The organism is Sphingomonas sp. 77B (genome assembly GCF_056497825.1).
This window is the reverse complement of record NZ_JBWMBY010000001.1, coordinates 2,677,501-2,699,845: the sequence shown is the minus strand read 5'-3', so window position 1 is coordinate 2,699,845 and position 22,345 is coordinate 2,677,501. Positions and strand designations below refer to the sequence as shown.

The following is a 22,345-nucleotide window of genomic DNA, read 5'->3' as shown; positions in this document are numbered from 1 at the left end:
ACCAAGGTCGTAGCGCGCAGCACGATGCGGGGGAGGCAAACCGCTTCGCGCCTACGACACTGCACGGCAACTGGGCCCCGGCCTTCGCCAGGGAACGACCGTGTGGCTTTAGTAAGCCCGCGCGACCGCGAACTCGACGGCTTCGATCATCGCGCTCTTCGCCGGACCATCGGCAAAGCCCCGCAATGCCTCGATCGCCAGCCCGCCATAATGGCGCGCGCGGGCCATCGTGTCGTCGACCGCGCGGCTCTTGCGGACCAGCGCGATGGCGTGGGCGAAGTCCTCGTCCGAGGTGCGCCGTCCCTCGACCGCGTCCTTCCAGAATGCGCGTTCCTCGTCGTTGGCGCGGGCATAGGCCAGGATCACCGGCAGGGTCATCTTGCCCTCGCGGAAATCGTCGCCCGCGTCCTTGCCCATCGTGCCTGCGTCCGACACATAGTCGATCGCATCGTCGATCAGCTGGAACGCGATGCCCAGGTTCCGGCCATAGGCCTCCAGCGCCAGCTCCTCCACCTCGGGCCGCTCGGCGACGACCGCCGCGATGCGGCAGGCGGCGGCGAACAACGCCGCCGTCTTGGCGTCGATGATCGAGAGATAGCGTTCCTCGGGCAATCCCACCTGCCGCACCGCGGTCAGCTGGTTCACCTCGCCCTCGGCGATCACCGCCGACGCGCCCGACAGGATGTTCAGCACCTTCAGGCTGCCCGCATCGACCATCAGCTGGAAGGACCGGCTGAACAGGAAGTCGCCGACCAGCACGCTGGCCGGATTGCCCCAGATGATGTTGGCGGTGCGCCGTCCGCGCCGCAGGTCGGAGCCGTCGACGACGTCGTCGTGCAGCAGCGTGGCGGTGTGGATGAACTCGACCGCCGCCGCCAGGACATGGTGACTGGTGCCCTGATAGCCCAGCAGCTGTGCGCTGGCTAAGGTCAGCATCGGGCGCATCCGCTTGCCGCCGCCGGAGATCAGGTGACCCGCCAGTTGCGGGATCAACGGAATCTCCGACCGCATCCGGTCGATGATGACCTGGTTCACGGCGTTCATGTCGTCGGCCACCAGCCGGATCATCGGGTCCAGCGAGGGCGCGGGCTTGGCGAGGCGGGTGGCGGTTACGGTCATGGGCAGGTAAGAGCCTCTGGCGACAACGCTTGCCGAACGCAAGCCTAAGCGCGAAAGGGCGCGCGCGAATTCATGTGCGGCACGGGCCCCGGCAGGGGCGCCAGAGGGAGACGTAGCGATCATGTCCGACACCGTCCTGACCGGCTATCGCCAGTCGATCGACAATATCGACGCCGCGCTGGTGTTCATGCTGGCCGAGCGGTTCAAGATCACCCAGGCGGTCGGGCGCTACAAGGCGGAGAACGCCCTGCCCCCCGCAGATCCCGGCCGCGAGGAAACACAGATCGCGCGCCTGCGCCAGCTGGCCAGCGATGCGCAGCTGGACCCCGAATTTTCCGAAAAATTCCTGCGCTTCATCATCGACGAGGTGATCCGCCACCACGAAGGCTTTCGCGGCTGATGGCCTTCCTGCTGGCGATCGAAGGCGCCGACGGCGCGGGCAAGGCGACCGCGACGGCGGCCGTCACCGAACGGCTGAACGCCGCCGGGCTGTCGGCGGCGGCCTTGTCATTCCCGCGCTATGCCGAGACGGTCGGCGGCTGGGCGCTGGGCGAGTATCTGGCGGGCCGCCTGCCCCATGCCGCCGCACCCGAGACGGCGGCGACGCTCTATGCGCTCGACCGATTCGAGTCGCGGCCGCATCTGGTCGAGCTGGCCGAAGCGCACGATGTCATCGTCTTCGACCGCTATATCGCGTCGAACATGGCCTATCAGGCGGCCCAAGTGCCGCCTGACCGGGCGCCTGCGCTGCTGCAATGGATCGAACAGCTGGAGACGGTGCAGTTCCGCCTGCCCGCACCCCATCTGTCGGTCTATCTCGACACGCCGCTCGACGTCGCGCGCGACCTGATCGCCCGCAAGCGCAAGCGCAGCTATACGGACGATACCTATGACGCCTATGAGGCCGATCTGGGGCTTCAGGCACGGGTGCGCGCCAATTACGCCGCGATGGCGGACGGGGCGATGCTGGGCGAGTGGGTGACGGTGTCGACCGTGGCGCATGGTGCTTTGCGCGATCCGGCGGAGATCGCGGACGAGATCACGGCGCTGGTGACGGAGCGTCTGCGCTAACGGTTTCCCGGCGACTCGCCGTTCCCCGGCGAAGGCCGGGGTCCAGTTCCTGTGTGCTATCGAAGGCGCAAGGCATTTGCCGCCCACGCACGATCTTTGCGCACCAGCGGCCTGGAAGAAACTGGGCCCCGGCCTTCGCCGGGGAACGGGGTATAATCTCTCTATCTCTCGCGAAGCCGCGATGCCGCGAAGAGGAAGAAGTTGGTTCGCGCGGAGGCGCGGAGGACGCGGAGATGTCGTACCCGGTGCTCTTGCAGCCTTTATTCTTCCAGCGATCAAAGATGGAGAAATAGGCGCTGCCGCGCGCGATACATCTCTGCGTCCTCCGCGCCTTCGCACGAAATCAAGCTCTTCGCGTCATCGCGGTTTCGCGTGAATCAAAAGCCCCTCAGTTCGACGCCCCGATCGTCCCCGCCAGCGGTGCGAAGCGGGCGACCTGTTGGCCGACCAGGCGCAATTGCCCTTCGACCGCCGGGTCGCTGATCCGGCCTTCTTCGTCGAACCGCGTCTGCTGCGTGTTCACCGCCGCCGCGAAGGGCGTCGGCCAGCCGCGCAGCGCATGAACGATCGAGCGGAGGGCCGCGATGGTCGAGCCCGTCGCCTGCCAGCCATAGGCGGTGGCGATCAGCCCCACCGGCATGTCGGCGAGATAGGGGCGATCGTCCTTCGCCGTTTCCTCCAACAGGTCGAGCGCGTTCTTCACCAGCCCCGAGATGCTGCCATGATAGCCCGGACTGGCGATGATGATCGCCGAGGCCTGTCGCACGGTGTCGACGAACACCCGCTCCGCCTCGGTTCGCTCGGTCGCGCGCGGGTTGTAGAGCGGCAGGCGCGCCAGATCCTCGCCACCGAAGACATGGGTGCGGAACCCCTCGTCCGCCGCCGCCGTCATCGCGGTGCACAGCGCACGCTCGGTCGAGGAGACGCTGCCGATCGTGCCGCCGATGCCGACGACGAGCGGGGAAGAGGATGCGCTGGCCATACCCCGCCTTTCACCCCGGACGGCGCGGCGGGGCAAGCGCTAAGTTCAGGGTCCACGTCCGGTTGCGGCGATGCGGGTCCCGCCCTATCCAAGATGACAGGGAGATGAAGGATGCGTGTCTGGGCTTTGGGGATGGTTGCGCTGCTCGCCTGTCCGGCGGAGGCGCAGGAGGTGCGGCAGAGCGGCCCGCCCCCTGGCATCGCGTCCGGCGCACCGGCCACGCCTGCGGGCTGGAGCATCACCATCGGGGCGGCTCCCGTCCTTGGCCCAGCCTGGCAGGGATCGCGCGACATGGCGCTGTCGGTATTTCCCGATCTGCGGGTGAATTATGGCGACACGCTCTTTGCCTCGGTGCCCGACGGGATCGGTTGGAACGCGATCCGCCGCGACGGCTGGCGCGCGGGGCCGCTGGTCAAGATCCGCTTCGGCCGTGACGAGCGCAATGGCGGCTCGCCCTTCCTGATCGCGGGCGGCAGCGACGCGCTGGAGGGCATGGGGAATATCAAGGCGGCGGGCGAGGCTGGCGGTTTCGTCGAGAAGTCGTTCGGCCCGCGCCGGGCCTGGCGGGCACGCGCAGAGGTGCGGCAGGGGTTCGGCGGCCATGACGGCGTGGTCGCGGACCTGTCAGCGGCCTATCGCACCCGGATCGGCCGCGCGATCGTCAGCGTGGGGCCGCGCATGACGCTGGCCAGCGCGAATTTCATGCGGACCTATTTCGGCATCTCGGCGGCGCAATCGGCGCGCACCGGCCTGGCCCCCTATCGTGCGGACGGCGGCGTGTTGTCCTATGGGCTGGGCGGCAATGTCATTCGCCCGTTGAACCGGCGCAGCGCGCTGACGCTGTTCACCAGCCTGGAGCGGCTGGGCGGTCCTGCCGCCGACTCGCCGCTGATCCGTCAGCAGGGACAGCGGATGCAGGCGACGCTGGGCCTGGGTTACGGGTTCCGCTTCGGCCTATAGCGCGGATCGGGCTGCTGCCGCCGCGCGACCCAGTTCGGCGCGCTCGGCCCGGACGGCCATGGCCTCCCACGAGGACGCCGCACGCTCGCAGCGTTCGCGGACATTCTGCAAAGTCGCATCGGCGGCATTGGCGCGCTCAAGCTCGGCCTGGTTGCGGAAGAAGATGGCATCGCGCGACATGGATTATCCTTTCGACCACAAAAAAAGCGGTAGCCGGATCGGCTACCGCTTCGACATTCAGGCGGGCTGAAGGTTGACCGCCGCCATCTTTCCGCGGCGATCCTGCTCCAGTTCGTAGCTGACCCGCTGATCCTGGTTCAGCGTAATCATGCCCGCACGCTCGACCGCGCTGATATGGACGAAGGCGTCCGCGCCGCCATTTTCGGGGGCGATGAAGCCATAACCCTTGTCAGCGTTGAAGAATTTGACGGTTCCGGTGATGCTCATATTCGTTCCTTCATAATGGTGAACCAGGCGCTGGGCCGGATTCGGGGCCGCGGTGCAGGGAAAGAAGGAACGAGCCGCAAAGCAGAGAACCGTCGATTTGCGACTTTAGCAGCCTGACATGTGGGCCTCCCCACCTGAATCTACAAGGCCAAGCCGAAAATAACTTCCTGCGCTCCACCGCCATCAAGGCCGAAATTGGGGTGGCATGCTTCTGTCGGAGGGGTAGAAAGGCGGACAAGAGCATAACCGGAGGACCGAGCGGGGCATGACGAAACACCTTCCCTGGATCGCGCTGGCGATCGTCGGAGCGGGCGCATTGGGCGTCGTCGCGAGCGTACGCGGCGAGCCGATCAACGCGCTGTGGATCGTCGCCGCCGCCGTCTCGGTCTATCTGATCGCCTATCGCTATTATGCGCTGTTCATCGCCAAGGTGATCGGCATCGACCCCAGCCGACCCACCCCCGCCATCCGCCGGGCCGACGGCCTGGACTATGTCGCGACCGACCGGACAGTGCTGTTCGGCCACCACTTTGCCGCGATCGCGGGTGCCGGGCCGCTGGTGGGCCCCGTGCTGGCGGCGCAGATGGGCTATCTGCCGGGGACCTTGTGGATCCTGGCGGGCGTGGTGCTGGCGGGCGCGGTGCAGGACTTCCTGGTGCTGTTCCTGTCGATGCGGCGCGACGGGCGGTCGCTGGGCGAGCTGATCCGCATGGAGATGGGCCCAGTGGCGGGCACGATCGCGCTGTTCGGCGCCTTCATGATTATGGTCATCATCCTGGCAGTCCTCGCCCTGATCGTGGTGCGGGCACTCGCCGAGAGCCCCTGGGGGCTGTTCACCGTGGCGGCGACCGTGCCGCTGGCGATGCTGATGGGCGGCTACACCCGCTGGGTCCGGCCGGGGAAGATCGGCGAGGTGTCGATCATCGGCTTCATCGGCCTGATCCTCGCCATCGTCTATGGCCAGTCGATCGCCCAGTCGGCGGTGCTGGCCCCGCTGTTCACCTTCACCCCGGTGCAACTCTGCTTCCTGCTGATCGGCTATGGCGCGGTCGCCTCGGTCCTGCCGGTGTGGCTGTTGCTTGCGCCGCGTGATTACCTTTCGACCTTCCTCAAGATCGGCGCGATCGTGGCGCTGGCGATCGGGATCGTCATCATGGCGCCGCCGCTGAAGATGCCCGCGCTGACCAAGTTCATCGACGGCAGCGGGCCGGTCTGGGCGGGGCCGCTTTTCCCCTTCCTGTTCATCACCATCGCGTGCGGTGCGGTGTCGGGCTTCCACGCCCTCATCGCCAGCGGCACCACGCCCAAGCTGATCGCCAGCGAGAAGGACGCGCCCTTCATCGGTTACGGCGCGATGCTGATGGAAAGCGCGGTCGCGATCATGGCGCTGGTCGCCGCCTCGATCCTCGATCCGGGCGTCTATTTCGCGATGAACGCGCCCGCAGCCGTGCTGGGCACCGACCCGGCCAGCGCCGCCGCCGCCGTGACCGCGATGGGCTTTCCCATCTCCGCCGACACGCTGGCGCAGGTCGCGCGGGACGTGGGCGAGCATACGATCATCAGCCGTGCGGGCGGCGCGCCGACGCTGGCGGTGGCGATGGCGGAAATCTTCAGCCATGTCTTTGGCGGACAGGCGATGAAGGCCTTCTGGTATCATTTCGCCATCCTGTTCGAGGCGCTGTTCATCCTGACCGCCGTGGATGCAGGCACCCGTGCGGGCCGCTTCATGCTGCAGGACCTGATCGGCCTGGTCGTCCCCAGCTTCCGGGGATCGAGCAAGGTCGCGCCGGGCCTGATCGCGACGGCCCTGTGCGTCGCGGCCTGGGGCTTCTTCCTCTATCAGGGGGTCACCGATCCGCTGGGCGGGGTGAACACGCTGTGGCCGCTGTTCGGCATTTCCAACCAGATGCTGGCCGCCGTCGCGCTGATGCTGGCGACGGTCGTGCTGTTCCGCATGAAGAAGGACCGATATGCCTGGATCACGGTGGTGCCGACCGTCTGGCTGCTCGCCTGCACGCTGACCGCCGGGTGGATGAAGATTTTCTCCGCCGATCCGCGCGTCGGCTTCCTGGCGCATGCCGACAAGTTCGCCAGCGCCGCCGCGTCGGGCAAGGTCCTGCCCCCCGCCAAGACCATGGGCGACATGGGCCGGATCGTCTTCAACGACCGGATCGACGCCGGGCTGTGCGCGATCTTCCTGGGCGTGGTGCTGGCGATCCTGGTCTATGCGGTGCGCACCTGCCTGATCGCGCGGGCGATCGACCGGCCGAGCGTGACCGAGGTCCCGCCCGCAATGGTCGCCGCCGAATGAGCTGGCTCGCCCGCCTGCGCGAGATCGGCAACGCCATGGTCGGGATGCCCAGCTACGGCGCCTATGTGGCGCACATGGCCGCCAAGCATCCCGACCGCGAGCCGATGGACGAGGTGACGTTCTTCCGCGAGCGGCAGCAGGCGCGGTATGGCGGGAAGAATGGCGGGCGGTGCTGCTGATTTCCACGCGAAGGCGCGAGGATGCGAAGAAAGCTGGTTCGCGCGGAGACGCGGAGACGCGGAGGGGGCGTCACCCACCCCCACCTCCGTTCAGCCTGAGCGTAGTCGAAGGCTACGGGATAACGCCCGTCATACGGGTTTAGAGCATGATGACATGAGATTCATTCACCCCTCCCCTTCAGGGGAGGGGCCGGGGGTGGGGCGTTTCCGCAAACGTACAGTCTGTGGCGAGGTCCCACCCCAACCCCTCCCCTGAAGGGGAGGGGCTTACGTTGGTTCAAGGCAATGTCATCACAGTCTAATGCGCCAGCGTTCCTTGAGCCTACGGCCCGAAGGCCTTTTGAAGCGACGCCTTCCCTTGGCCTTCGACTACGCTCAGGCTGAACGGAAGGTTGGGAGAGAGTCGATAAGAGCTTTCCCCTCCCTATCCACGCCTCCCCGCGAACCCAAAAACCTCGCCCCGCCCTCACCCTTGCCTTTTACCCGAGCCACGGCTACATCGCGTTCCCATCCGAACAGCGCGGACGGACCTTTCGTCGCAGGCCCCTTGGGCAGGCGACGGCGGACCCATGCCCCGCTGACAGTAATTTCAACGCAGGTGCGGGAACGGCACGAGTGGCGAAGACGACCCCCATCGAATTCCTCAACCAGGTCAAGACCGAGACCAAGAAGGTCGTCTGGCCGACGCGGCGCGAGACGGTGATGACCGGCGTGATGGTGGTCGTGATGACCACGATCCTGGCCATCTTCTTCCTGGCGGTCGACTCGTTCTTCGAGACGCTGGTCCGCACCCTGCTGTCGCTCGCGAAGTAAAAGGGTTCTCATGGCGCGCTGGTACATCATCCACGCTTATTCCGGTTTCGAGGGCAAGGTTCGCGACTCGATCATGGCCGAGGCGACCCGTCTGGGCCTCGACCATCTGGTCGACCAGATCGAGGTTCCGACCGAGACCGTGACCGAGGCCCGCCGCGGCAAGAAGATCGCGGTCGAGCGCAAGTTCATGCCCGGCTATGTGCTCGCCAAGCTCGACATGACCGATCAGGTCTATCACCTCGTCAAGAACACGCCGAAGGTGACCGGCTTCCTGGGCGCGATGGGCAAGCCGCAAGCGATCAGCGAGGCGGAAGCCACGCGGATGCTGAATTCCAAGGAAGAAGCCGCCGCCGCCCCGAAGCACAAGGTCAAGGTCGACTACGAGATCGGCGACGCGGTCAAGGTGCTGGAAGGCCCCTTCGCCAGCTTCAACGGCGTGGTCGAGGAACTGGATTTCGACAAGTCCAAGGTCAAGGTGTCGGTGTCGATCTTCGGTCGCGCCACCCCGGTGGAACTGGACTTCGAGCAGGTCGAACGCTCGAAGTAAGCACGGACCATCCGACGAAAACAGGGCCGGGGCGGCGACGCCACCGGCCCTTTTTCGTATTGTGCGCCCACTCCCCACCCCTCCCAAACCTCCGTTCAGGCTGAGCGAAGTCGAAGCCCACGCCCCCAGCCTCGCCGCCAAGCGAATCCCGTGCACTTCGACTTCGCTCAGTGCGAACGGAGGTGGTGGTTTGGCCGCCTTGCCATTCCACCCATAATCCGCTATCGGCCCGCGCTTCCCTAGCATCATGCGACGGAACCCTTGCGGGAGGGTGCGCTGGCGTACGCCACGTGCCCGTCACGACCGCTAGACTCGAAAAGAGAGTGACATGGCAAAGAAGATTACCGGCTATATCAAGCTGCAGGTCCCTGCAGGCGCCGCCAACCCCTCGCCGCCGATCGGCCCGGCGCTGGGTCAGCGCGGTGTGAACATCATGGAATTCTGCAAGGCGTTCAACGCGCAGACCGGCGAAGTCGAGAAGGGCACCCCGCTGCCCACCGTCATCACCGTTTATGCCGACCGTTCGTTCTCGTTCGAGACGAAGACCGCGCCTGCGACCTACCTCATCAAGAAGGCCGCCAACCTGAAGTCGGGCTCGAAGGAGCCGGGCAAGGTGTCGGCGGGCAAGATCGCGCGCTCGAAGCTCGCGGAAATCGCCCAGGTCAAGATGAAGGACCTGAACGCCAACGACATCGAGGCTGCGACCAAGATCATCGAAGGCTCCGCCCGCGCGATGGGCCTCGAAGTGGTGGAGGGCTAAGATCATGGCCAAGCTGACCAAGAAGCAGAAGTCGGTCCAGATCGACTCCGAGAAGCTGCACGGCATCGACGAAGCGATCACGCTGGCTCGTACCAACGCGACCTCGAAGTTCGACGAAACGATCGAAGTCGCCGTCAATCTGGGCGTTGACCCGCGTCACGCCGACCAGATGGTCCGTGGCGTCGTCACCCTGCCCAAGGGCACCGGCAAGACCGTTCGCGTCGGCGTGTTCGCCAAGGGCGCGAAGGCCGACGAAGCGCGCGCCGCTGGTGCCGACGTCGTGGGCGCCGAAGACCTGATGGAAACCATCCAGGGCGGCACCATCGACTTCGATCGCTGCATCGCGACCCCGGACATGATGGGCGTCGTCGGTCGCCTCGGTAAGGTTCTCGGCCCCAAGGGCCTGATGCCGAACCCGAAGCTGGGCACCGTGACCATGAACGTCGCCGAAGCCGTCAAGGCGGCCAAGGGCGGCCAGGTCGAGTACCGCGTCGAAAAGGCCGGCATCATCCACTCGGGCATCGGCAAGGCGTCGTTCCCGGCGGAAGACCTGCGCGCCAACTTCGACGCGCTGGTCGATGCGCTCATCAAGGCCAAGCCGTCGGGCGCGAAGGGCAAGTATGTCCGCAAGGTCGCCGTCTCGTCGACGATGGGCCGCGGCATCAAGGTGAACGTCTCGGAAATCCCGGGCGCGTAATCACCGCCGCCAGCACAAGCTGACAGGATCAGGGGGTCGGAACCGAGGTTCCGGCCCCCTTTTCGTTTTGGGGCGAGGCGGTGTCGCCCCCTTCCCCCGCTCCGTTCAGCCTGAGCGAAGTCGAAGGCCACGCCCGAGCCTCGCCGCAAGCGAACCCCATGCACTTCGACTTCGCTCCGTGCGAACGGAGGGATGGGAAAAAGGCGGATTCCCCCCTCCCCTTCAGGGGAGGGGCTGGGGGTGGGGCAGTCCCACAAGCACGTCGCCAAGGGGGGGAGGCCCCACCCCAACCCCTCCCCTGAAGGGGAGGGGCTAAAGGGGCTTACCCCAGACCACGCCATCGATTTTGGTCAGTCCAAAACCAATCAACGCGGCAAGTCGTCATCCCGCGCCGGAATCGCGCCCGAGCGCATGACCGTCCATCCGGCCAGCCTATGCCCCCGCACCGCCGCCTCCGCAGGATCTATCCCATCCAGCCGCGCCGCCAGATAGCCCGCGTTGAACGCATCCCCCGCCCCGCTGGTATCGCGAGGGCTGAGCCGCTCGGGCGGGGGGACGATGCCGATACCGGCGACCAGACAGCCCTCGGCGCCCAGCTTCACCACGACCTCGCTCGCGCCCAGCCCCTGCCAGCGACCCTGCACCTCTTCGGCGGACTGGGCGCCGACCAGCATCGCTTCGTCCTCCAGCGTCGGCAGGCCGATGTCGCAGCCGCCGATCGCCCGGCGGCACAGCGCGCGCGCTTCGTCCTGGCTGGCGAACAGGCGGGGGCGATAATTGCCGTCGAACGCGACCCGCCCGCCCCGCGCCCGCAACCGCTGCGCCAGATCGAACAGATGCTCGCGGCTCGGCTCGTCCAGGATCGCGAGGGTGATGAGCGAATATAGCAACAGATCGGCCTGTTCGGCCTGCACCATCACCGCCTCGCTCTCCGGCAGGGACAAGGTGCGCCGCGCGGCGCTCTGCCCGCGCCAATAGGAGAAGCTGCGCTCGCCCGCTTCATCGGTGGTGATCGCGTACAGGCCGGGCATCCGGGTCGGGTCGCGCAGGGTCAGGCTGGTATCGATGCCCTCCGCCGCCCAATCGTGAAGCAGCGTCGCACTGAACGGATCGTCGCCCAGGGCGGTCACGTAGCGGACGTCACGGCCCATTCGTGCCAGATGAATCGCGGTGTTCAGCGTATCGCCGCCATGACCCAACCGCCACAGCCCGCCGTCCGCCCGCGACAATTCGATCATCCCTTCCCCGACGACGACGATCCGCATTTCGTTTCTCTCCTGCCTCTCTGGACCACACCTGCATAGTGGCAAGGCCAAAATTTGTAACTGGTCAATCCGAATGCTGAATGCTACCGCTAACCCCAGCAAAAACGCGAATTTGGGATGAGGGAATAGCGGACGTGTTGATGATCCAGTCCATGCGGTGGTTCGGCCCCGCCGACCCGATCGCCTTGTCCCATATCCGCCAGGCGGGCGCTACCGAGGTCGTCACCGCGCTGCACGAGATCCCCAATGGCGTGGTATGGCCCCGCGCGGCGATCGCCGAGCGTCGCGCGATGATCGAGGCGGCCGGGCTCGGCTGGTCGACGGTCGAGAGCCTGCCGGTGCATGACGCGATCAAGCGCGGCGAACTGACTGACGAACTGATCCGGGCGTATGGCGACAGTCTGCGCAACCTGGCGGCCGAGGGCGTACGCACCGTCACCTATAATTTCATGCCGCTGCTCGACTGGACTCGCACCGACCTGGACTGGCGGTTGCCAGACGGCGCGACCGCGCTGCGCTTCGAATGGGCGGCGGTCGCGGCCTACGACATCCACATCCTGCGCCGCCCCGGTGCCGAGGCGGATTACTCCGAGGCCGTCCGCGCCGCCGCCGCCGAACGCTTCGCCGCGATGACGCCGGAGGAACGCCACAAGCTGGAGCGCACGATCATCGCGGGTCTGCCGGGCAGCGAGGAGAGCTTCGACTCACCCGCCTTCCAGCGCGCGATCGACACCTATGCCGGGATCGACGCCGACGCGTTGCGGGCCAACCATATCGCCTTTCTGCGCGCGGTCTGCCCGATCGCCGAGGAGGTGGGCATCACACTGGTCGTCCATCCCGATGATCCCCCCTTCCCGATCTTCGGTCTGCCGCGCGTGGTCAGCACGGCGGACGACCTCGATCATCTCTATGCCGCGGTGCCGTCGCTGGCGAACGGCCTCTGCTTCTGCACCGGATCGTTCGGGGCGCGGCCGGACAACGACCTGCCTGCAATGGTCCGGCGCTTTGCCGAGCGGATCGACTTCCTTCACCTCCGCTCGGTCGGCTGGGAGCCGGGTGAGCGCAATTTCCATGAGGCCGAGCATCTGGGCGGCAATGCCCGCATGACCCAGGTGATGCAGGCCGTGGTCGAGATTTCGCATGCGCAAGGCCGCGCGATCGTGATGCGCCCCGACCATGGCCACCGGATGATGGACGACCTTCATCGCAGCTCCAATCCCGGCTATTCGCTGCTGGGCCGGATGCGCGGGCTGGCCGAGCTGCGCGGGCTGGAGCAAGGGATCGTGCACATGCTGGGCCTGAACGCGAACGCGGCTCCGGCCGAACTGGAGCTGACCGCATGACCCGCAAGCTGGAACTGCATCCCGACCGGCTGTTGCCCGCCGATCCGACGACGCGGGGCATTGCACGCACGCTCTACGCCGAAGTCGCGGACCTGCCGATCATCAGTCCGCACGGCCATACCGACCCGCGCTGGTTCGCCACCGACGAGCCCTGGGCGGATGCCAGCGATCTGCTGCTCGCGCCCGACCATTATGTCTTCCGCATGCTCTACAGCCAGGGGATCGCACTCGACGATCTGGGCATCCCGCATCGCGGCGGCCGCCCGGCGACCGATCCGCGTGCGGCGTGGAAGCTGTTCGCGTCGAACTATCACCTGTTCCGCGGCACGCCGTCGCGCATGTGGCTCGACCATGTCTTCGCCGAGGTGTTCGGCTTCGATGTCGCACTGGAAGAGGCCACCGCGGATCGCTATTTCGACGCGATCGGCGAGGCGCTGGCCACCCCCGCCTTCCGCCCGCGCGCGCTGTTCGAGCGGTTCCGCATCGAATGCCTCGCGACGACCGAAGGTGCCGACGATCCGCTGGTCCATCACCAGGCGATCCGCGACTCCGGTTGGAACGGCCGCGTCATCACCACCTACCGCCCCGACAGCGTGATCGACGTCGAGCATGAGCAGTTCGGCGGCGCCATGCAGCGCTTCGCCGAGCTGACCGGCGAGGATGTGTATAGCTGGTCGGGCTATCTTGCCGCCCATGCCAAGCGCCGCGCCGCCTTCCGCGCGCTGGGCGCGACCGCGACCGATCACGGCCATCCGACGGCAGCGACGGCGAACCTTTCGACCGCCGAGTGCGAGACGCTGTTCGCGCGTGTCGTCGGCGGCACCTGGACGCCTGCGGACGCCGAGCTCTTCCGCGCACAGATGCTGACCGAGATGGCGAAGATGAGCGTCGCGGACGGCATGACGATGCAGATCCATCCGGGCTCGTTCCGCAATCACAATGCCGGGCTGTTCGCCAGCCATGGTCGCGACAAGGGCGCGGACATGCCGATGCGCACCGATTACGTCCATGCGCTGAAACCCATGCTCGACGTGGTCGGCAATGAGCGCGACCTGACCATCATCCTCTTCACGCTGGACGAGAGTGTCTATGCGCGTGAGCTGGCGCCGCTGGCCGGGCATTATCCCTGCTTGAAGCTGGGCCCCGCCTGGTGGTTCCATGACAGCCCGGAGGGGATGCGCCGCTTCCGCGAAATGACGACCGAGACGGCGGGCTTCTACAACACGGTCGGGTTCAACGACGACACCCGCGCCTTCCTGTCGATCCCGGCGCGGCACGACGTGGCGCGGCGCATCGACTGCGGCTTCCTCGCGCGCCTCGTTGCCGAGCATCGGCTGGAGGAGGACGAGGCGGTCGAGCTGGCCCATGCGCTGACCAACGGTCTGGTCCGCACGGCGTACCGGCTGTGACCCGGCTGCGCGAAGCGACCGCCGCGACGCTGCCCGAAAGCGTGGCGCGCCCCGGTTACGACCGGGCGGGCCAGCGGATCGGGATCGTCCATATTGGCCTCGGTGCGTTCCACCGCGCGCATCAGGCGGTCTATACCGACGATGCGATGGCGGCGGGCGACCGCGACTGGGCCATCGCAGCGGCCTCGCTTCGCTCGGCGGGCGTGCACGACCAGATGGCACCGCAGGACGGCCTCTATACCGTCACCGAACGGTCGAGCGAGGGCGAGAGCGTCCGCCTGATCGGTGCGATCCGCGAGGTGATCGTCGCGGCCCAGACGCCCGAGCGGCTGGCCGAACGCCTCGCCAGGCCCGACACGCGGGTCGTGACGCTGACCGTCACCGAAAAGGGCTATTGGCGGCGGCCCGATGGCGCGACCGATCTGGCGGGCATCGTCGCGGACGGGAACAGCATCTATCATTATCTGGCGCAGGCGGTGGTCGCACGAAAGGCGGCGGGCCTGGGTCCGCTGACGCTGGTCAGCTGCGACAATCTACCCGACAATGGCCGGGTGTTACGCGCCGGTGTGGCGGCGTTTCTCGACCATCAGGGCGAGGCTGCGGCGCGCGACTGGTTCGAGCGCGACTGGCGCTGCCCCAACACCATGGTCGACCGCATCGTCCCCGCCGTCACCGATGCCGATCGCGCAGCAGTGGAGGCGTCACTGGGGATGCGCGACGAAGCCGCCGTCATCACCGAGCCCTATCGCCAATGGGTGATCGAGGATGACTTCGCGGGCGACCGCCCCCGCTGGGAAGTCGGCGGTGCACAGTTCGTCACCGATGTCGCGCCCTATGAGACCGCCAAGCTGCGCATGCTCAACGGTGCGCATTCGGCGCTCGCCTATCTGGGGCTGGAGCGCGGGCATCAGTTCGTCCACCAGGCCGTCGCCGATCCCGACATCCGCCCCGTGGTCGAACGGCTGATGCGGGACGAGGCGGCGACCAGCTTCACCGCTGCCGAGGGACAGGCGCTGGAGCCCTATGCCGATGCACTGCTGGCGCGCTTTGCCAATCGGACGCTGGAGCATCGGCTGTCGCAGATCGCCAGCGACGGATCGCAAAAGGTCGGCCCACGCTGGCTGTCCTCGCTGACAGCGCATCGCGGGGACGCACCCGCGACGTTGACCGCGCTGGCGGCGTGGTTACGGTTCATCCGCACTGGGAATGACGCCTCGCCCGATCCGCGCCGGGCGGAACTGGCCACGCTGTGGGAACAGGGCGATGCGGCCCATGTCGTGGATGCGCTGTTCGGGGACGGCGGTTCGATGGCGGGCCAATGGCGGCCGACCGAGGCGCAGCGTCAGGCGCTGATCCGCGAGATCGCAGAATAGATCCTCCCCGGCACGGGGAGGTGGCAGGCCGTCAGGCCTGACGGAAGGGGGCTTCCTCATAGGACGTGCTTAGCGGCAAGCCCCCTCCACCACCGCTTCGCGGCGGTCCCCCTCCCCGTGCCGGGGAGGATTTTTCGTTTACTGCCCGTCCTTCGGCTCGATACCCTCCGCCGGGGGCGCGTCGTTGCTCGGCGTACGCTGCACGCGCGAGGTCATGCCGGTGGCCGAGGCATCGTCCAGCATCTGCTGATCGACCGTCCGCTCGGGCGGCGGCGGCGGGATCGTGTCGGCCGCCATATTGACCGGCGCGACCGTCTCCGCATCATTGGTCATGACCGGGGTCTCGTCGGGCGCGGTCATATTCTCTTCCACGGCGGGCGTGTCGTTCTCCACCGGCACGGGCGGGTCCTCTGACGAACGCGAGCAGCCCGCCAGCAACAGGCCGGCAGCGAACAGCGCCATGGCGCTTTTGGTAGCAATCTTCATCCTGTGTCCCCTTTTCAGTCCTTGGTCGCCTGGGCACGCTCGGCCGAACGCGCCTCGATCTTGGTCGCCAGCTGCGCATCCCAGCTATAGGGATCCTCGCGGAACCCCACCTGCCCATCGGCATTCGCGAATGCGGTCCAATAGAGCAGATAGACCGCCACCGGCTCGGCCATGGTCGCGCGTACCGTCTTGCCCGAGGCGATGACCGCATCGATCTGCGGCTGTTGCCATTCGGGCGTGGTCTTCAGCATCAACGCGGCGAGGTCCGCAGGCTTTTCCAGGCGGACGCAGCCATGGCTGGCCAGCCGGTCGAACTTCGAAAAACCAGACTGGGCGGGTGTGTCGTGCAGATAGACCGCGAAGTCGTTGGGGAAGTCGAACTTGTACCGCCCCAATGCGCTTTTCTCCGACGATTGCTGCAACCGCTTGGAGCCGTCGCCATTGTCGATGATGCGGAAACCCGCGCGCTTCAGATAGCCGGGATTGGCCTTTTCCTTGGGCCACAGTTCCTTATTGGCGATCGAGCTGGGCACGTTCCAGGGCGGGTTCAGCACGATGCTACGGATCGTCGAGACCAGCATCGGCGTCTCATTGCCCGGACGCCCCGTCACCGCCTTCATCGACATGACCGGATTGTCCCCGTCGAACACGGTCAGCACGGCGGCGGCGATGTTCACCTGGACCCGCTTGGCCTCCAGCTGCTGGGGCAGCCAGCGCCAGCGCTCCATGTTCGCCATGATCTGGCGAATGCGCTGCGCCACCGGCACGTTCAGCACGGCAATGGTCTGGCTGCCGACGGTGCCGACCGGGTTCAGGCCATAGCGGCGCTGCGCCCGCCGTACGGCTGCGAGCAGATCGTCGTCGAACTTCTCGCCGGTGGCACTGACCGCCGGATCCTCCATCGCCAGCCGCTTGCGCAGCGCCAGCACCTGCGGCCCGCTTGCACCGAAATTAATGGTGGTCGCGGGAAGCGACGACCAGCCCCCCGCCGCAGCCATCGCCCGATACCGAGCCAGCCCCTTCACCAGTGCGTCATAGCCCGCATAGGGCGGCGGCAGCGAGGCGATCCACGTCGACAGCCGATCGCGCCGCACCGCCTCCGCAAATCCGGGTGCGGGGTCATAAGGCTGCGGCCGGATGCCCCAGTCCTTGGTGAAATCGGCGGTGTCGAGCCGCCCGACATGGACCGCATGGGCATAATCCAGCGCCACGCGGGTCAGCGCTGCGGGCGACAAGGTCGTCAGGTCACGCGGTGGTCCCTGGCGCAGCCCCTGCGCCACCTCGCCTTCCGCGATCAGCGTCGCCAACTGCCGCGCCTGGGCGTCCGACAGCGACGGAATCACCACGGCCGGTGCGGCCTGCGGCAGGGGCTGCACGATCGCAGGCGGCGCGGCCGGGGTGCGGGCCTGCTCGGGTGTGGCGGGCACCATCACCGGCGGCGGCGCGACCTGAGCCAGCAGCGGAGTCGCGATCATCGATCCCGCCGCCAACGCACCGAGGAGCCGGGCAACGGACGGGCGGGAAACGGAGAAAGGCAATTTGGTCATGCGAATATGATAGCCCCTGTTCGTCGGCATGTCGTCGTCGGAGGGCGCATTAAATCACGCTATCCTACGCCAAGCTGAACCGATCGTCAGTTGAACGCCCTGCAGCCACCAGGGATCAACATTCTTGAGGCAACATGGATCAGGGTACGCCCCTTCCGCGCCGCCCTGCATCGACGCGCAACGCATCTTGTTGAGCAACCCGGCGTTGGTCTGGGAACGGGGGTGCTGGCCCGTGCGGCAGGCAAGCAGGCGGCATCGTGATATCGCGGCTTCTAGAGTCTGATCCATCTAAGCTGAAGCGTAACCGCTATTGCGGAGGTAGTTGGCACATTCGTGAGGTGGGAAGGCGTCGAGTAGCGAGCCGATCTGCTTCCATGTGGCCTCGACCGACCGGGTGTTTGCCTTGCGAAGCAGCGTCTTGAGCTTGGCAAAGACCTGCTCGATGGGATTGAGGTCGGGGGAGTAGGGCGGCAGGAAGAGGAGCCTGACGCCGACGGAGCGGATGAGCTGGCGAACGGCCTTGCTCTTGTGACTGCCCAGATTGTCCATGACGACGATGTCGCCGCTCGAGAGGGTGGGCAGCAGGAACTGCTCGACATAAGCGGTGAAACTCTCGCCGTTGATGGGGCCATCGAGCACGAGCGGCGCGTCGATACGATCATGCCGGAGCGCGGCCAGAAAGGTGAGCGTGCGCCAATGGCCGTGCGGCACCTTGTCGACCAGCGGCTGACCACGGGCACACCAGCCGCGCAACCGCGTCATGTTGGTCTTGGCCCAGGTTTCGTCGATGAAGACGAGGCGCCGCGGATCGATCCGGCCCTGATACTTGCGCCATTGCGTGCGGCGCCTGGCGATCGCTGGCCGATCCTGCTCGCGGGCGATCAGCGTCTTTTTTTGAACGTGATCCCCGCCTCGCGCACGATCCGCCACACCGACCCGTAGCTCGTCACCACGCCCCGTTCACCCAACTCCGCCACCAAGCCGCGTAACGTCACGTCCGGCTTGGTCGCCAGTCACTCCAGCAACCACTCACGCTCGGCGGCCAGCGAACGGGGCTGCTTGCGTCCCAGCGGCCGGGCCGCGGCGCTGCCCGTCGCCCGATGGCGTTGCGACCATTTCACCGCACTCGCCACGCTGACGCCGAACAGTTCCGCGGTTGCCCGTGACGTGATTGAAGTGACCCCCGTTTCTTCATCCATCTGGAACTAGAGACCGGCCCATTGAAGGGACGGACGGAATGAAGCGGAAGCAGTTTTCGGAAGAGCAGATCATCGGCATCCTGAAGGAGGCCGAGGCGGGGGCGGTGGTGACGGAGCTGTGCCGCAAGCACGGGATGTCGAGCGCGACCTACTATGCGTGGAAGGCGAAGTTCGGCGGCCTGGAGGTGTCTGACGCAAAGCGCCTGCGGTCGCTCGAAGAGGAGAACGCCCGGCTCAAACGGCTATTGGCGGACACGATGCTCGACAACGCGGGGTTGAAAGACCTGCTGTCAAAAAAGTGGTGACGCCCGCCGCGAAGCGGCAAGCGGTCGCGCATCTCCAGGCGACGTTGGGGATGAGCGAGCGGCGGGCGTGCATGGTCGTTGGGGCAGACCGCACGAGCATGCGGTATCGCTCGTGCCGGGCAGATGATGGCGACCTGCGGTCGCGTTTGCGTGAGCTGGCGCAGCAGCGCCGGCGGTTCGGCTATCGGCGTCTGCACATTCTGCTTTGCCGGGACGGCATCACGATCAACCGCAAGAAGACCCAGCGGCTCTACCGCGAGGAGGGCCTGACGGTGCGTCGTCGTAAAGGACGAAGGCGTGCTACAGGCAGCCGGGCACCCGCGCCGGTGCTAACGCTCCCCAATCAGCGCTGGAGCCTGGACTTCGTGCACGACCAGCTCGTTACCGGTCGACGGTTCCGCGTGCTCAACATCGTCGACGACGTCACGCGCGAATGCCTCCGGGCGGTAGTGGACACGTCAATCTCGGGCCGGCGGGTCGTGCGCGAACTGGCCGATCTGATCGCCGAGCGCGGCAGGCCGAAGATGATCGTCAGCGACAATGGGACTGAACTGACGTCGAACGCGGTGCTCGTCTGGTCCGGCGATACCGGCATCGAGTGGCATTACATCGCGCCGGGCAAGCCGACGCAGAATGGCTTTGTCGAGAGTTTCAACGGTCGCATGCGCGACGAGCTGCTCAACGAGACGCTGTTCTTCACCATCGGTCAGGCCCGCTCGATCCTGGCGCGCTGGGTCGACGACTACAACACCGAGCGGCCGCACTCGTCGCTCGGCTACGATACCCCGGCTGCGTTCGCTGCCGGGCTCGAACAGCAACGGGCGGGGTTAACCCCGCCCGTTGCTTCACTTGCGCTCATGCGCGAAAACCACGGTCAGTCTCTGGTTGCCGCTGGATGAAAGGCGGGGGTCACGTCACCCGGCACGACCGGCCACCCAGAACCGATGCTGCTACTCGCTCACGCAGATCATCCGAATAGGCTCGACCCATAGCTGCCGACCTCCAAACGGCAGACAGCTTGAATCAGAAGCGCACCGCTTTGGGAATCCTCAATCGATTCCGCTCAGATGACTCAGACTCTAGGGCGCATGGCGTTTGATCCGCATGCGCCCACCGGCCCTAAGGTTGCGCCAAGTGTCAGGCGTAGCGTCATTGGTGGCGTATGGCATAAACGACAACGCCGCCCTGGAGGGCGGCGTGTGGCGTTGTAATGCGGTGGTTGCGGGGGCAGGATTTGAACCTGCGGCCTTCAGGTTATGAGCCTGACGAGCTACCGGGCTGCTCCACCCCGCGAGAAGGGGGAAATTGTGAATGGGTTTTGTGTATTCGCGGGCTGTAATGCCTGGCGACGCCCTACTCTTCCACTGCTTGAGCAGTAGTACCATTGGCGCAGTCGGGTTTCACGGCCGAGTTCGGGATGGGATCGGGTGGGACACCGACGCTATGGCCACCAGGCAATAGAGTCCGCGAATACAGGCCCCATCTGTTGGGATGGGGCGTTTGGGTATAAAATCGATGCGTGCACTGGCTGTGTTGATGACCGCACCCTGCCATCTAGCCCAGGGCTGATGGTGGGGGTGTGGAGCTCTCAAGCGCGAATAGGACAATTAGTATCGGTTAGCTCCATGCGTTACCGCACTTCCACATCCGATCTATCGAGGTCGTGGTCTTCGACCGTCCTGAGAAATCTTATCTTGAGGGAGGCTTCCCGCTTAGATGCTTTCAGCGGTTATCCCGTCCGTACATAGCTACCCTGCTGCGCCGTTGGCACGACGACAGGTACACCAGAGGTACGTTCAACCCGGTCCTCTCGTACTAGGGTCAACTCCTCTCAAATTTCGACGCCCACGGCAGATAGGGACCAAACTGTCTCGCGACGTTCTGAACCCAGCTCACGTACCACTTTAATTGGCGAACAGCCAAACCCTTGGGACCTGCTCCAGCCCCAGGATGTGATGAGCCGACATCGAGGTGCCAAACAACCCCGTCGATATGAGCTCTTGGGGGTTATCAGCCTGTTATCCCCGGCGTACCTTTTATCCGTTGAGCGATGGCCCTTCCACGAGGGACCACCGGATCACTATGACCGACTTTCGTCTCTGCTCGACTTGTCAGTCTCGCAGTCAGGCTGGCTTATGCCATTGCACTCTAACAGACGGTTTCCAACCGTCCTGAGCCAACCTTCGCGCGCCTCCGTTACTCTTTAGGAGGCGACCGCCCCAGTCAAACTACCCGCCACAGAGGGTCCCTGTACCGGTTTCACGGTACGAGGTTAGACATTAAACAACAACAGGGTGGTATTTCACCTATGGCTCCACATCGGCTGGCGCCAATGCTTCAAAGCCTCCCACCTATGCTACACAGTTCTTGTCCAATGCCACTCTGAAGCTGCAGTAAAGGTGCACGGGGTCTTTCCGTCTAACCGCGGGTACTCCGCATCTTCACGGAGAATTCAATTTCGCTGAGCATGTCCTGGAGACAGTGGGGAAGTCGTTACGCCATTCGTGCAGGTCGGAACTTACCCGACAAGGAATTTCGCTACCTTAGGACCGTTATAGTTACGGCCGCCGTTTACCTGGGCTTCATTTCAGAGCTTGCACTCCTCCACTTAACCTTCAGGCACCGGGCAGGCGTCAGGCCCTATACGTCGTCTTGAAGCCGACTTAGCAGAGCCCTGTGTTTTTGCTAAACAGTCGCTACCCCCTGGCCTGTGCCCCCCACAAAAGCTTGCGCTCATGTGGGGCCTCCTTCTTCCGAAGGTACGGAGGCAATTTGCCGAGTTCCTTCAGGACACTTCTCTCAAGCGCCTTGGTATACTCTACCTGACCACCTGTGTCGGTTTCGGGTACGGTCTATACGGTGGGGCTATTTCCCGGGACAGTTTCGAAGCACGTCCAATCCGATAAGGACGTACAACACACACCATCCGTCACACACCACCAGGCCCACGAATATTAACGTGGTTCCCATCGACTACCCCCTTCGGGCTCGTCTTAGGGGCCGGCTCACCCTGCGCGGATTAGCCTTGCGCAGGAACCCTTGGTCTTTCGGCGAGAGGGCATCTCACCCTCTTTATCGCTACTCATGTCTGCATTCGCACTTCCGATACCTCCACGACCCATTACCAGATCGCTTCGCAGGCTTACGGAACGCTCCGCTACCGCGTACACAAAGTGTACACCCTAAGCTTCGGTGCGTGTCTTGAGCCCCGTTACATCTTCGCCGCAGAAACCCTTGTTTAGACCAGTGAGCTGTTACGCTTTCTTTAAAGGATGGCTGCTTCTAAGCCAACCTCCTGGTTGTTTTGGGATTTCCACATGCTTTCCCACTTAGACACGACTTGGGGACCTTAGCTGTAGGTCAGGGCTGTTTCCCTTTTGACGACGGACCTTAGCACCCGCCGTCTGTCTCCCGAGTATCACTCATAGGTATTCGGAGTTTGGTTAGTATTGGTAGATCTCGCGACCCCCGCAACCATCCAGTGCTCTACCCCCTATGGTGTCCGCTCGAGGCACTACCTCAATAGTTTTCG

At 65.4% G+C, this 22,345-nt stretch carries 20 protein-coding genes, 1 tRNA gene, 2 rRNA genes and 1 pseudogene (1 of these 24 cut by a window edge); 13 read left to right on the top strand and 11 right to left on the bottom strand.

All coding sequences use genetic code 11. From position 1 onward, the window contains the following. Window positions 1-108: 108 nt before the first annotated feature. Window positions 109-1,119: a polyprenyl synthetase family protein gene (locus AC1GI4_RS12675; protein ID WP_479629738.1), complete on the bottom strand. Its 1,011-nt coding sequence runs from the start codon at window positions 1,117-1,119 to the stop codon at window positions 109-111. A 121-nt stretch (window positions 1,120-1,240) separates the two neighbouring features. On the opposite strand from AC1GI4_RS12675, the gene AC1GI4_RS12670 reads away from it, so the two are divergent. Both AC1GI4_RS12670 and AC1GI4_RS12665 read left to right on the top strand, forming a co-directional pair. Further along, window positions 1,241-1,519 carry a chorismate mutase gene (locus tag AC1GI4_RS12670; protein WP_294274403.1) on the top strand — a complete coding sequence of 93 codons (279 nt, stop codon included), beginning with the start codon at window positions 1,241-1,243 and terminating at the stop codon, window positions 1,517-1,519. Then, window positions 1,519-2,190 (top strand): nucleoside/nucleotide kinase family protein, encoded by a 672-nt coding sequence (locus AC1GI4_RS12665; RefSeq protein ID WP_479629737.1) that lies wholly within the window; start codon window positions 1,519-1,521, stop codon window positions 2,188-2,190. Before AC1GI4_RS12670 ends, AC1GI4_RS12665 begins: the two co-directional genes overlap by 1 nt. A 388-nt stretch (window positions 2,191-2,578) precedes the next feature. Here the strand turns inward: AC1GI4_RS12665 and AC1GI4_RS12660 are convergent, their stop codons facing one another. Then, complete coding sequence (locus AC1GI4_RS12660; protein WP_479629736.1) at window positions 2,579-3,172, bottom strand: NADPH-dependent FMN reductase; 594 nt, start codon at window positions 3,170-3,172, stop codon at window positions 2,579-2,581. Window positions 3,173-3,283: 111 nt separating this feature from the next. Between AC1GI4_RS12660 and AC1GI4_RS12655 the strand changes: the two genes are divergently transcribed. After that, window positions 3,284-4,132 carry a MipA/OmpV family protein gene (locus AC1GI4_RS12655; RefSeq protein WP_479629735.1) on the top strand — a complete coding sequence of 283 codons (849 nt, stop codon included), beginning with the start codon at window positions 3,284-3,286 and terminating at the stop codon, window positions 4,130-4,132. Here AC1GI4_RS12655 and AC1GI4_RS12650 read toward each other — a convergent pair. Continuing rightward, window positions 4,127-4,312 (bottom strand): hypothetical protein, encoded by a 186-nt coding sequence (locus AC1GI4_RS12650; protein WP_294274395.1) that lies wholly within the window; start codon window positions 4,310-4,312, stop codon window positions 4,127-4,129. The genes AC1GI4_RS12655 and AC1GI4_RS12650 overlap by 6 nt on opposite strands. Window positions 4,313-4,369: 57 nt before the next feature. Next, on the bottom strand, window positions 4,370-4,579 hold the full coding sequence (locus AC1GI4_RS12645) for a cold-shock protein (RefSeq protein ID WP_042491318.1): 210 nt from the start codon (window positions 4,577-4,579) through the stop codon (window positions 4,370-4,372). A gap of 265 nt (window positions 4,580-4,844) precedes the next feature. Here AC1GI4_RS12645 and AC1GI4_RS12640 point away from each other — a divergent pair, with 265 nt between their 5' ends. The 6 genes from AC1GI4_RS12640 to rplA all read left to right on the top strand — a co-directional run bounded on the left by AC1GI4_RS12640 (window position 4,845) and on the right by rplA (window position 9,886). Then, window positions 4,845-6,890 carry a carbon starvation CstA family protein gene (locus AC1GI4_RS12640; RefSeq protein WP_479629734.1) on the top strand — a complete coding sequence of 682 codons (2,046 nt, stop codon included), beginning with the start codon at window positions 4,845-4,847 and terminating at the stop codon, window positions 6,888-6,890. After that, a complete protein-coding gene (locus AC1GI4_RS12635; RefSeq protein WP_433909025.1) occupies window positions 6,887-7,069 on the top strand; it encodes a YbdD/YjiX family protein in 183 nt (60 codons plus the stop codon). The genes AC1GI4_RS12640 and AC1GI4_RS12635 overlap by 4 nt, the downstream gene beginning before the upstream one ends. A 615-nt stretch (window positions 7,070-7,684) precedes the next feature. After that, a complete protein-coding gene (gene secE / locus AC1GI4_RS12630) occupies window positions 7,685-7,882 on the top strand; it encodes a preprotein translocase subunit SecE (protein WP_042491311.1) in 198 nt (65 codons plus the stop codon). Between the two features lie 10 nt (window positions 7,883-7,892). Continuing rightward, entirely contained in the window at window positions 7,893-8,429 is a 537-nt protein-coding gene (nusG, locus tag AC1GI4_RS12625) for a transcription termination/antitermination protein NusG (protein ID WP_042491307.1), read from the top strand. A 328-nt stretch (window positions 8,430-8,757) separates the two neighbouring features. Then, on the top strand, window positions 8,758-9,189 hold the full coding sequence (gene rplK, locus AC1GI4_RS12620) for a 50S ribosomal protein L11 (RefSeq protein WP_007407063.1): 432 nt from the start codon (window positions 8,758-8,760) through the stop codon (window positions 9,187-9,189). A gap of 4 nt (window positions 9,190-9,193) precedes the next feature. Beyond that, window positions 9,194-9,886, top strand: coding sequence for a 50S ribosomal protein L1 (gene rplA, locus AC1GI4_RS12615; protein WP_294273559.1), 693 nt, complete (start codon window positions 9,194-9,196; stop codon window positions 9,884-9,886). A 365-nt stretch (window positions 9,887-10,251) separates the two neighbouring features. Here the strand turns inward: rplA and AC1GI4_RS12610 are convergent, their stop codons facing one another. Further along, window positions 10,252-11,151: a sugar kinase gene (locus AC1GI4_RS12610; RefSeq protein ID WP_479629733.1), complete on the bottom strand. Its 900-nt coding sequence runs from the start codon at window positions 11,149-11,151 to the stop codon at window positions 10,252-10,254. Between the two features lie 140 nt (window positions 11,152-11,291). Between AC1GI4_RS12610 and uxuA the strand changes: the two genes are divergently transcribed. Genes uxuA through AC1GI4_RS12595 form a run of 3 tightly spaced genes read left to right on the top strand, consistent with a single transcriptional unit; the run spans window position 11,292 to window position 15,276 of the window. Further along, on the top strand, window positions 11,292-12,494 hold the full coding sequence (gene uxuA, locus AC1GI4_RS12605) for a mannonate dehydratase (protein ID WP_294273563.1): 1,203 nt from the start codon (window positions 11,292-11,294) through the stop codon (window positions 12,492-12,494). Next, a complete protein-coding gene (gene uxaC, locus AC1GI4_RS12600; protein WP_479629732.1) occupies window positions 12,491-13,903 on the top strand; it encodes a glucuronate isomerase in 1,413 nt (470 codons plus the stop codon). The genes uxuA and uxaC overlap by 4 nt, the downstream gene beginning before the upstream one ends. Next, the gene (locus tag AC1GI4_RS12595; RefSeq protein WP_479629731.1) at window positions 13,900-15,276 is read left to right on the top strand and encodes a mannitol dehydrogenase family protein; all 1,377 of its coding nucleotides are present in this window, start codon (window positions 13,900-13,902) and stop codon (window positions 15,274-15,276) included. The genes uxaC and AC1GI4_RS12595 overlap by 4 nt, the downstream gene beginning before the upstream one ends. Before the next feature lie 138 nt (window positions 15,277-15,414). On the opposite strand, the gene AC1GI4_RS12590 is transcribed toward AC1GI4_RS12595, so the two are convergent. The 3 genes and pseudogenes from AC1GI4_RS12590 to AC1GI4_RS12580 form a co-directional block, all read right to left on the bottom strand. Then, window positions 15,415-15,762, bottom strand: coding sequence for a hypothetical protein (locus AC1GI4_RS12590; RefSeq protein ID WP_479629730.1), 348 nt, complete (start codon window positions 15,760-15,762; stop codon window positions 15,415-15,417). 14 nt (window positions 15,763-15,776) lie between these two features. Next, the gene (locus AC1GI4_RS12585) at window positions 15,777-17,309 is read right to left on the bottom strand and encodes a L,D-transpeptidase family protein (RefSeq protein WP_479629729.1); all 1,533 of its coding nucleotides are present in this window, start codon (window positions 17,307-17,309) and stop codon (window positions 15,777-15,779) included. Between the two features lie 288 nt (window positions 17,310-17,597). Next, window positions 17,598-18,508: pseudogene (locus tag AC1GI4_RS12580) on the bottom strand (IS630 family transposase). A gap of 38 nt (window positions 18,509-18,546) precedes the next feature. On the opposite strand from AC1GI4_RS12580, the gene AC1GI4_RS12575 reads away from it, so the two are divergent. Continuing rightward, window positions 18,547-19,712 (top strand): IS3 family transposase gene (locus AC1GI4_RS12575; RefSeq protein ID WP_479628475.1). Its coding sequence is split into 2 segments (ribosomal slippage): window positions 18,547-18,808 and window positions 18,808-19,712, totalling 1,167 coding nucleotides; the frame shifts between segments, so codons are not numbered across the junction. A 317-nt stretch (window positions 19,713-20,029) separates the two neighbouring features. Here the strand turns inward: AC1GI4_RS12575 and AC1GI4_RS12570 are convergent. The 3 genes from AC1GI4_RS12570 to AC1GI4_RS12560 form a co-directional block, all read right to left on the bottom strand. Further along, a tRNA-Met gene (locus AC1GI4_RS12570) sits at window positions 20,030-20,106 on the bottom strand. Between the two features lie 47 nt (window positions 20,107-20,153). Further along, a 5S ribosomal RNA gene (gene rrf / locus AC1GI4_RS12565) occupies window positions 20,154-20,268 on the bottom strand. A 132-nt stretch (window positions 20,269-20,400) separates the two neighbouring features. Next, window positions 20,401-22,345: ribosomal RNA gene (locus AC1GI4_RS12560) — 23S ribosomal RNA — on the bottom strand (it continues 846 nt past the right edge of the window).

Bases quoted from the DNA above. Each gene is read 5' to 3' on its own strand.
- AC1GI4_RS12675 (WP_479629738.1), bottom strand. From the start codon at position 1,119: ATGACCGTAACCGCCACCCGCCTCGCCAAGCCCGCGCCCTCGCTGGAC.
- AC1GI4_RS12670 (WP_294274403.1), top strand. From the start codon at position 1,241: ATGTCCGACACCGTCCTGACCGGCTATCGCCAGTCGATCGACAATATC.
- AC1GI4_RS12665 (WP_479629737.1), top strand. From the start codon at position 1,519: ATGGCCTTCCTGCTGGCGATCGAAGGCGCCGACGGCGCGGGCAAGGCG.
- AC1GI4_RS12660 (WP_479629736.1), bottom strand. From the start codon at position 3,172: ATGGCCAGCGCATCCTCTTCCCCGCTCGTCGTCGGCATCGGCGGCACG.
- AC1GI4_RS12655 (WP_479629735.1), top strand. From the start codon at position 3,284: ATGCGTGTCTGGGCTTTGGGGATGGTTGCGCTGCTCGCCTGTCCGGCG.
- AC1GI4_RS12650 (WP_294274395.1), bottom strand. From the start codon at position 4,312: ATGTCGCGCGATGCCATCTTCTTCCGCAACCAGGCCGAGCTTGAGCGC.
- AC1GI4_RS12645 (WP_042491318.1), bottom strand. From the start codon at position 4,579: ATGAGCATCACCGGAACCGTCAAATTCTTCAACGCTGACAAGGGTTAT.
- AC1GI4_RS12640 (WP_479629734.1), top strand. From the start codon at position 4,845: ATGACGAAACACCTTCCCTGGATCGCGCTGGCGATCGTCGGAGCGGGC.
- AC1GI4_RS12635 (WP_433909025.1), top strand. From the start codon at position 6,887: ATGAGCTGGCTCGCCCGCCTGCGCGAGATCGGCAACGCCATGGTCGGG.
- nusG (WP_042491307.1), top strand. From the start codon at position 7,893: ATGGCGCGCTGGTACATCATCCACGCTTATTCCGGTTTCGAGGGCAAG.
- rplK (WP_007407063.1), top strand. From the start codon at position 8,758: ATGGCAAAGAAGATTACCGGCTATATCAAGCTGCAGGTCCCTGCAGGC.
- rplA (WP_294273559.1), top strand. From the start codon at position 9,194: ATGGCCAAGCTGACCAAGAAGCAGAAGTCGGTCCAGATCGACTCCGAG.
- AC1GI4_RS12610 (WP_479629733.1), bottom strand. From the start codon at position 11,151: ATGCGGATCGTCGTCGTCGGGGAAGGGATGATCGAATTGTCGCGGGCG.
- uxuA (WP_294273563.1), top strand. From the start codon at position 11,292: ATGATCCAGTCCATGCGGTGGTTCGGCCCCGCCGACCCGATCGCCTTG.
- uxaC (WP_479629732.1), top strand. From the start codon at position 12,491: ATGACCCGCAAGCTGGAACTGCATCCCGACCGGCTGTTGCCCGCCGAT.
- AC1GI4_RS12590 (WP_479629730.1), bottom strand. From the start codon at position 15,762: ATGAAGATTGCTACCAAAAGCGCCATGGCGCTGTTCGCTGCCGGCCTG.
- AC1GI4_RS12585 (WP_479629729.1), bottom strand. From the start codon at position 17,309: ATGACCAAATTGCCTTTCTCCGTTTCCCGCCCGTCCGTTGCCCGGCTC.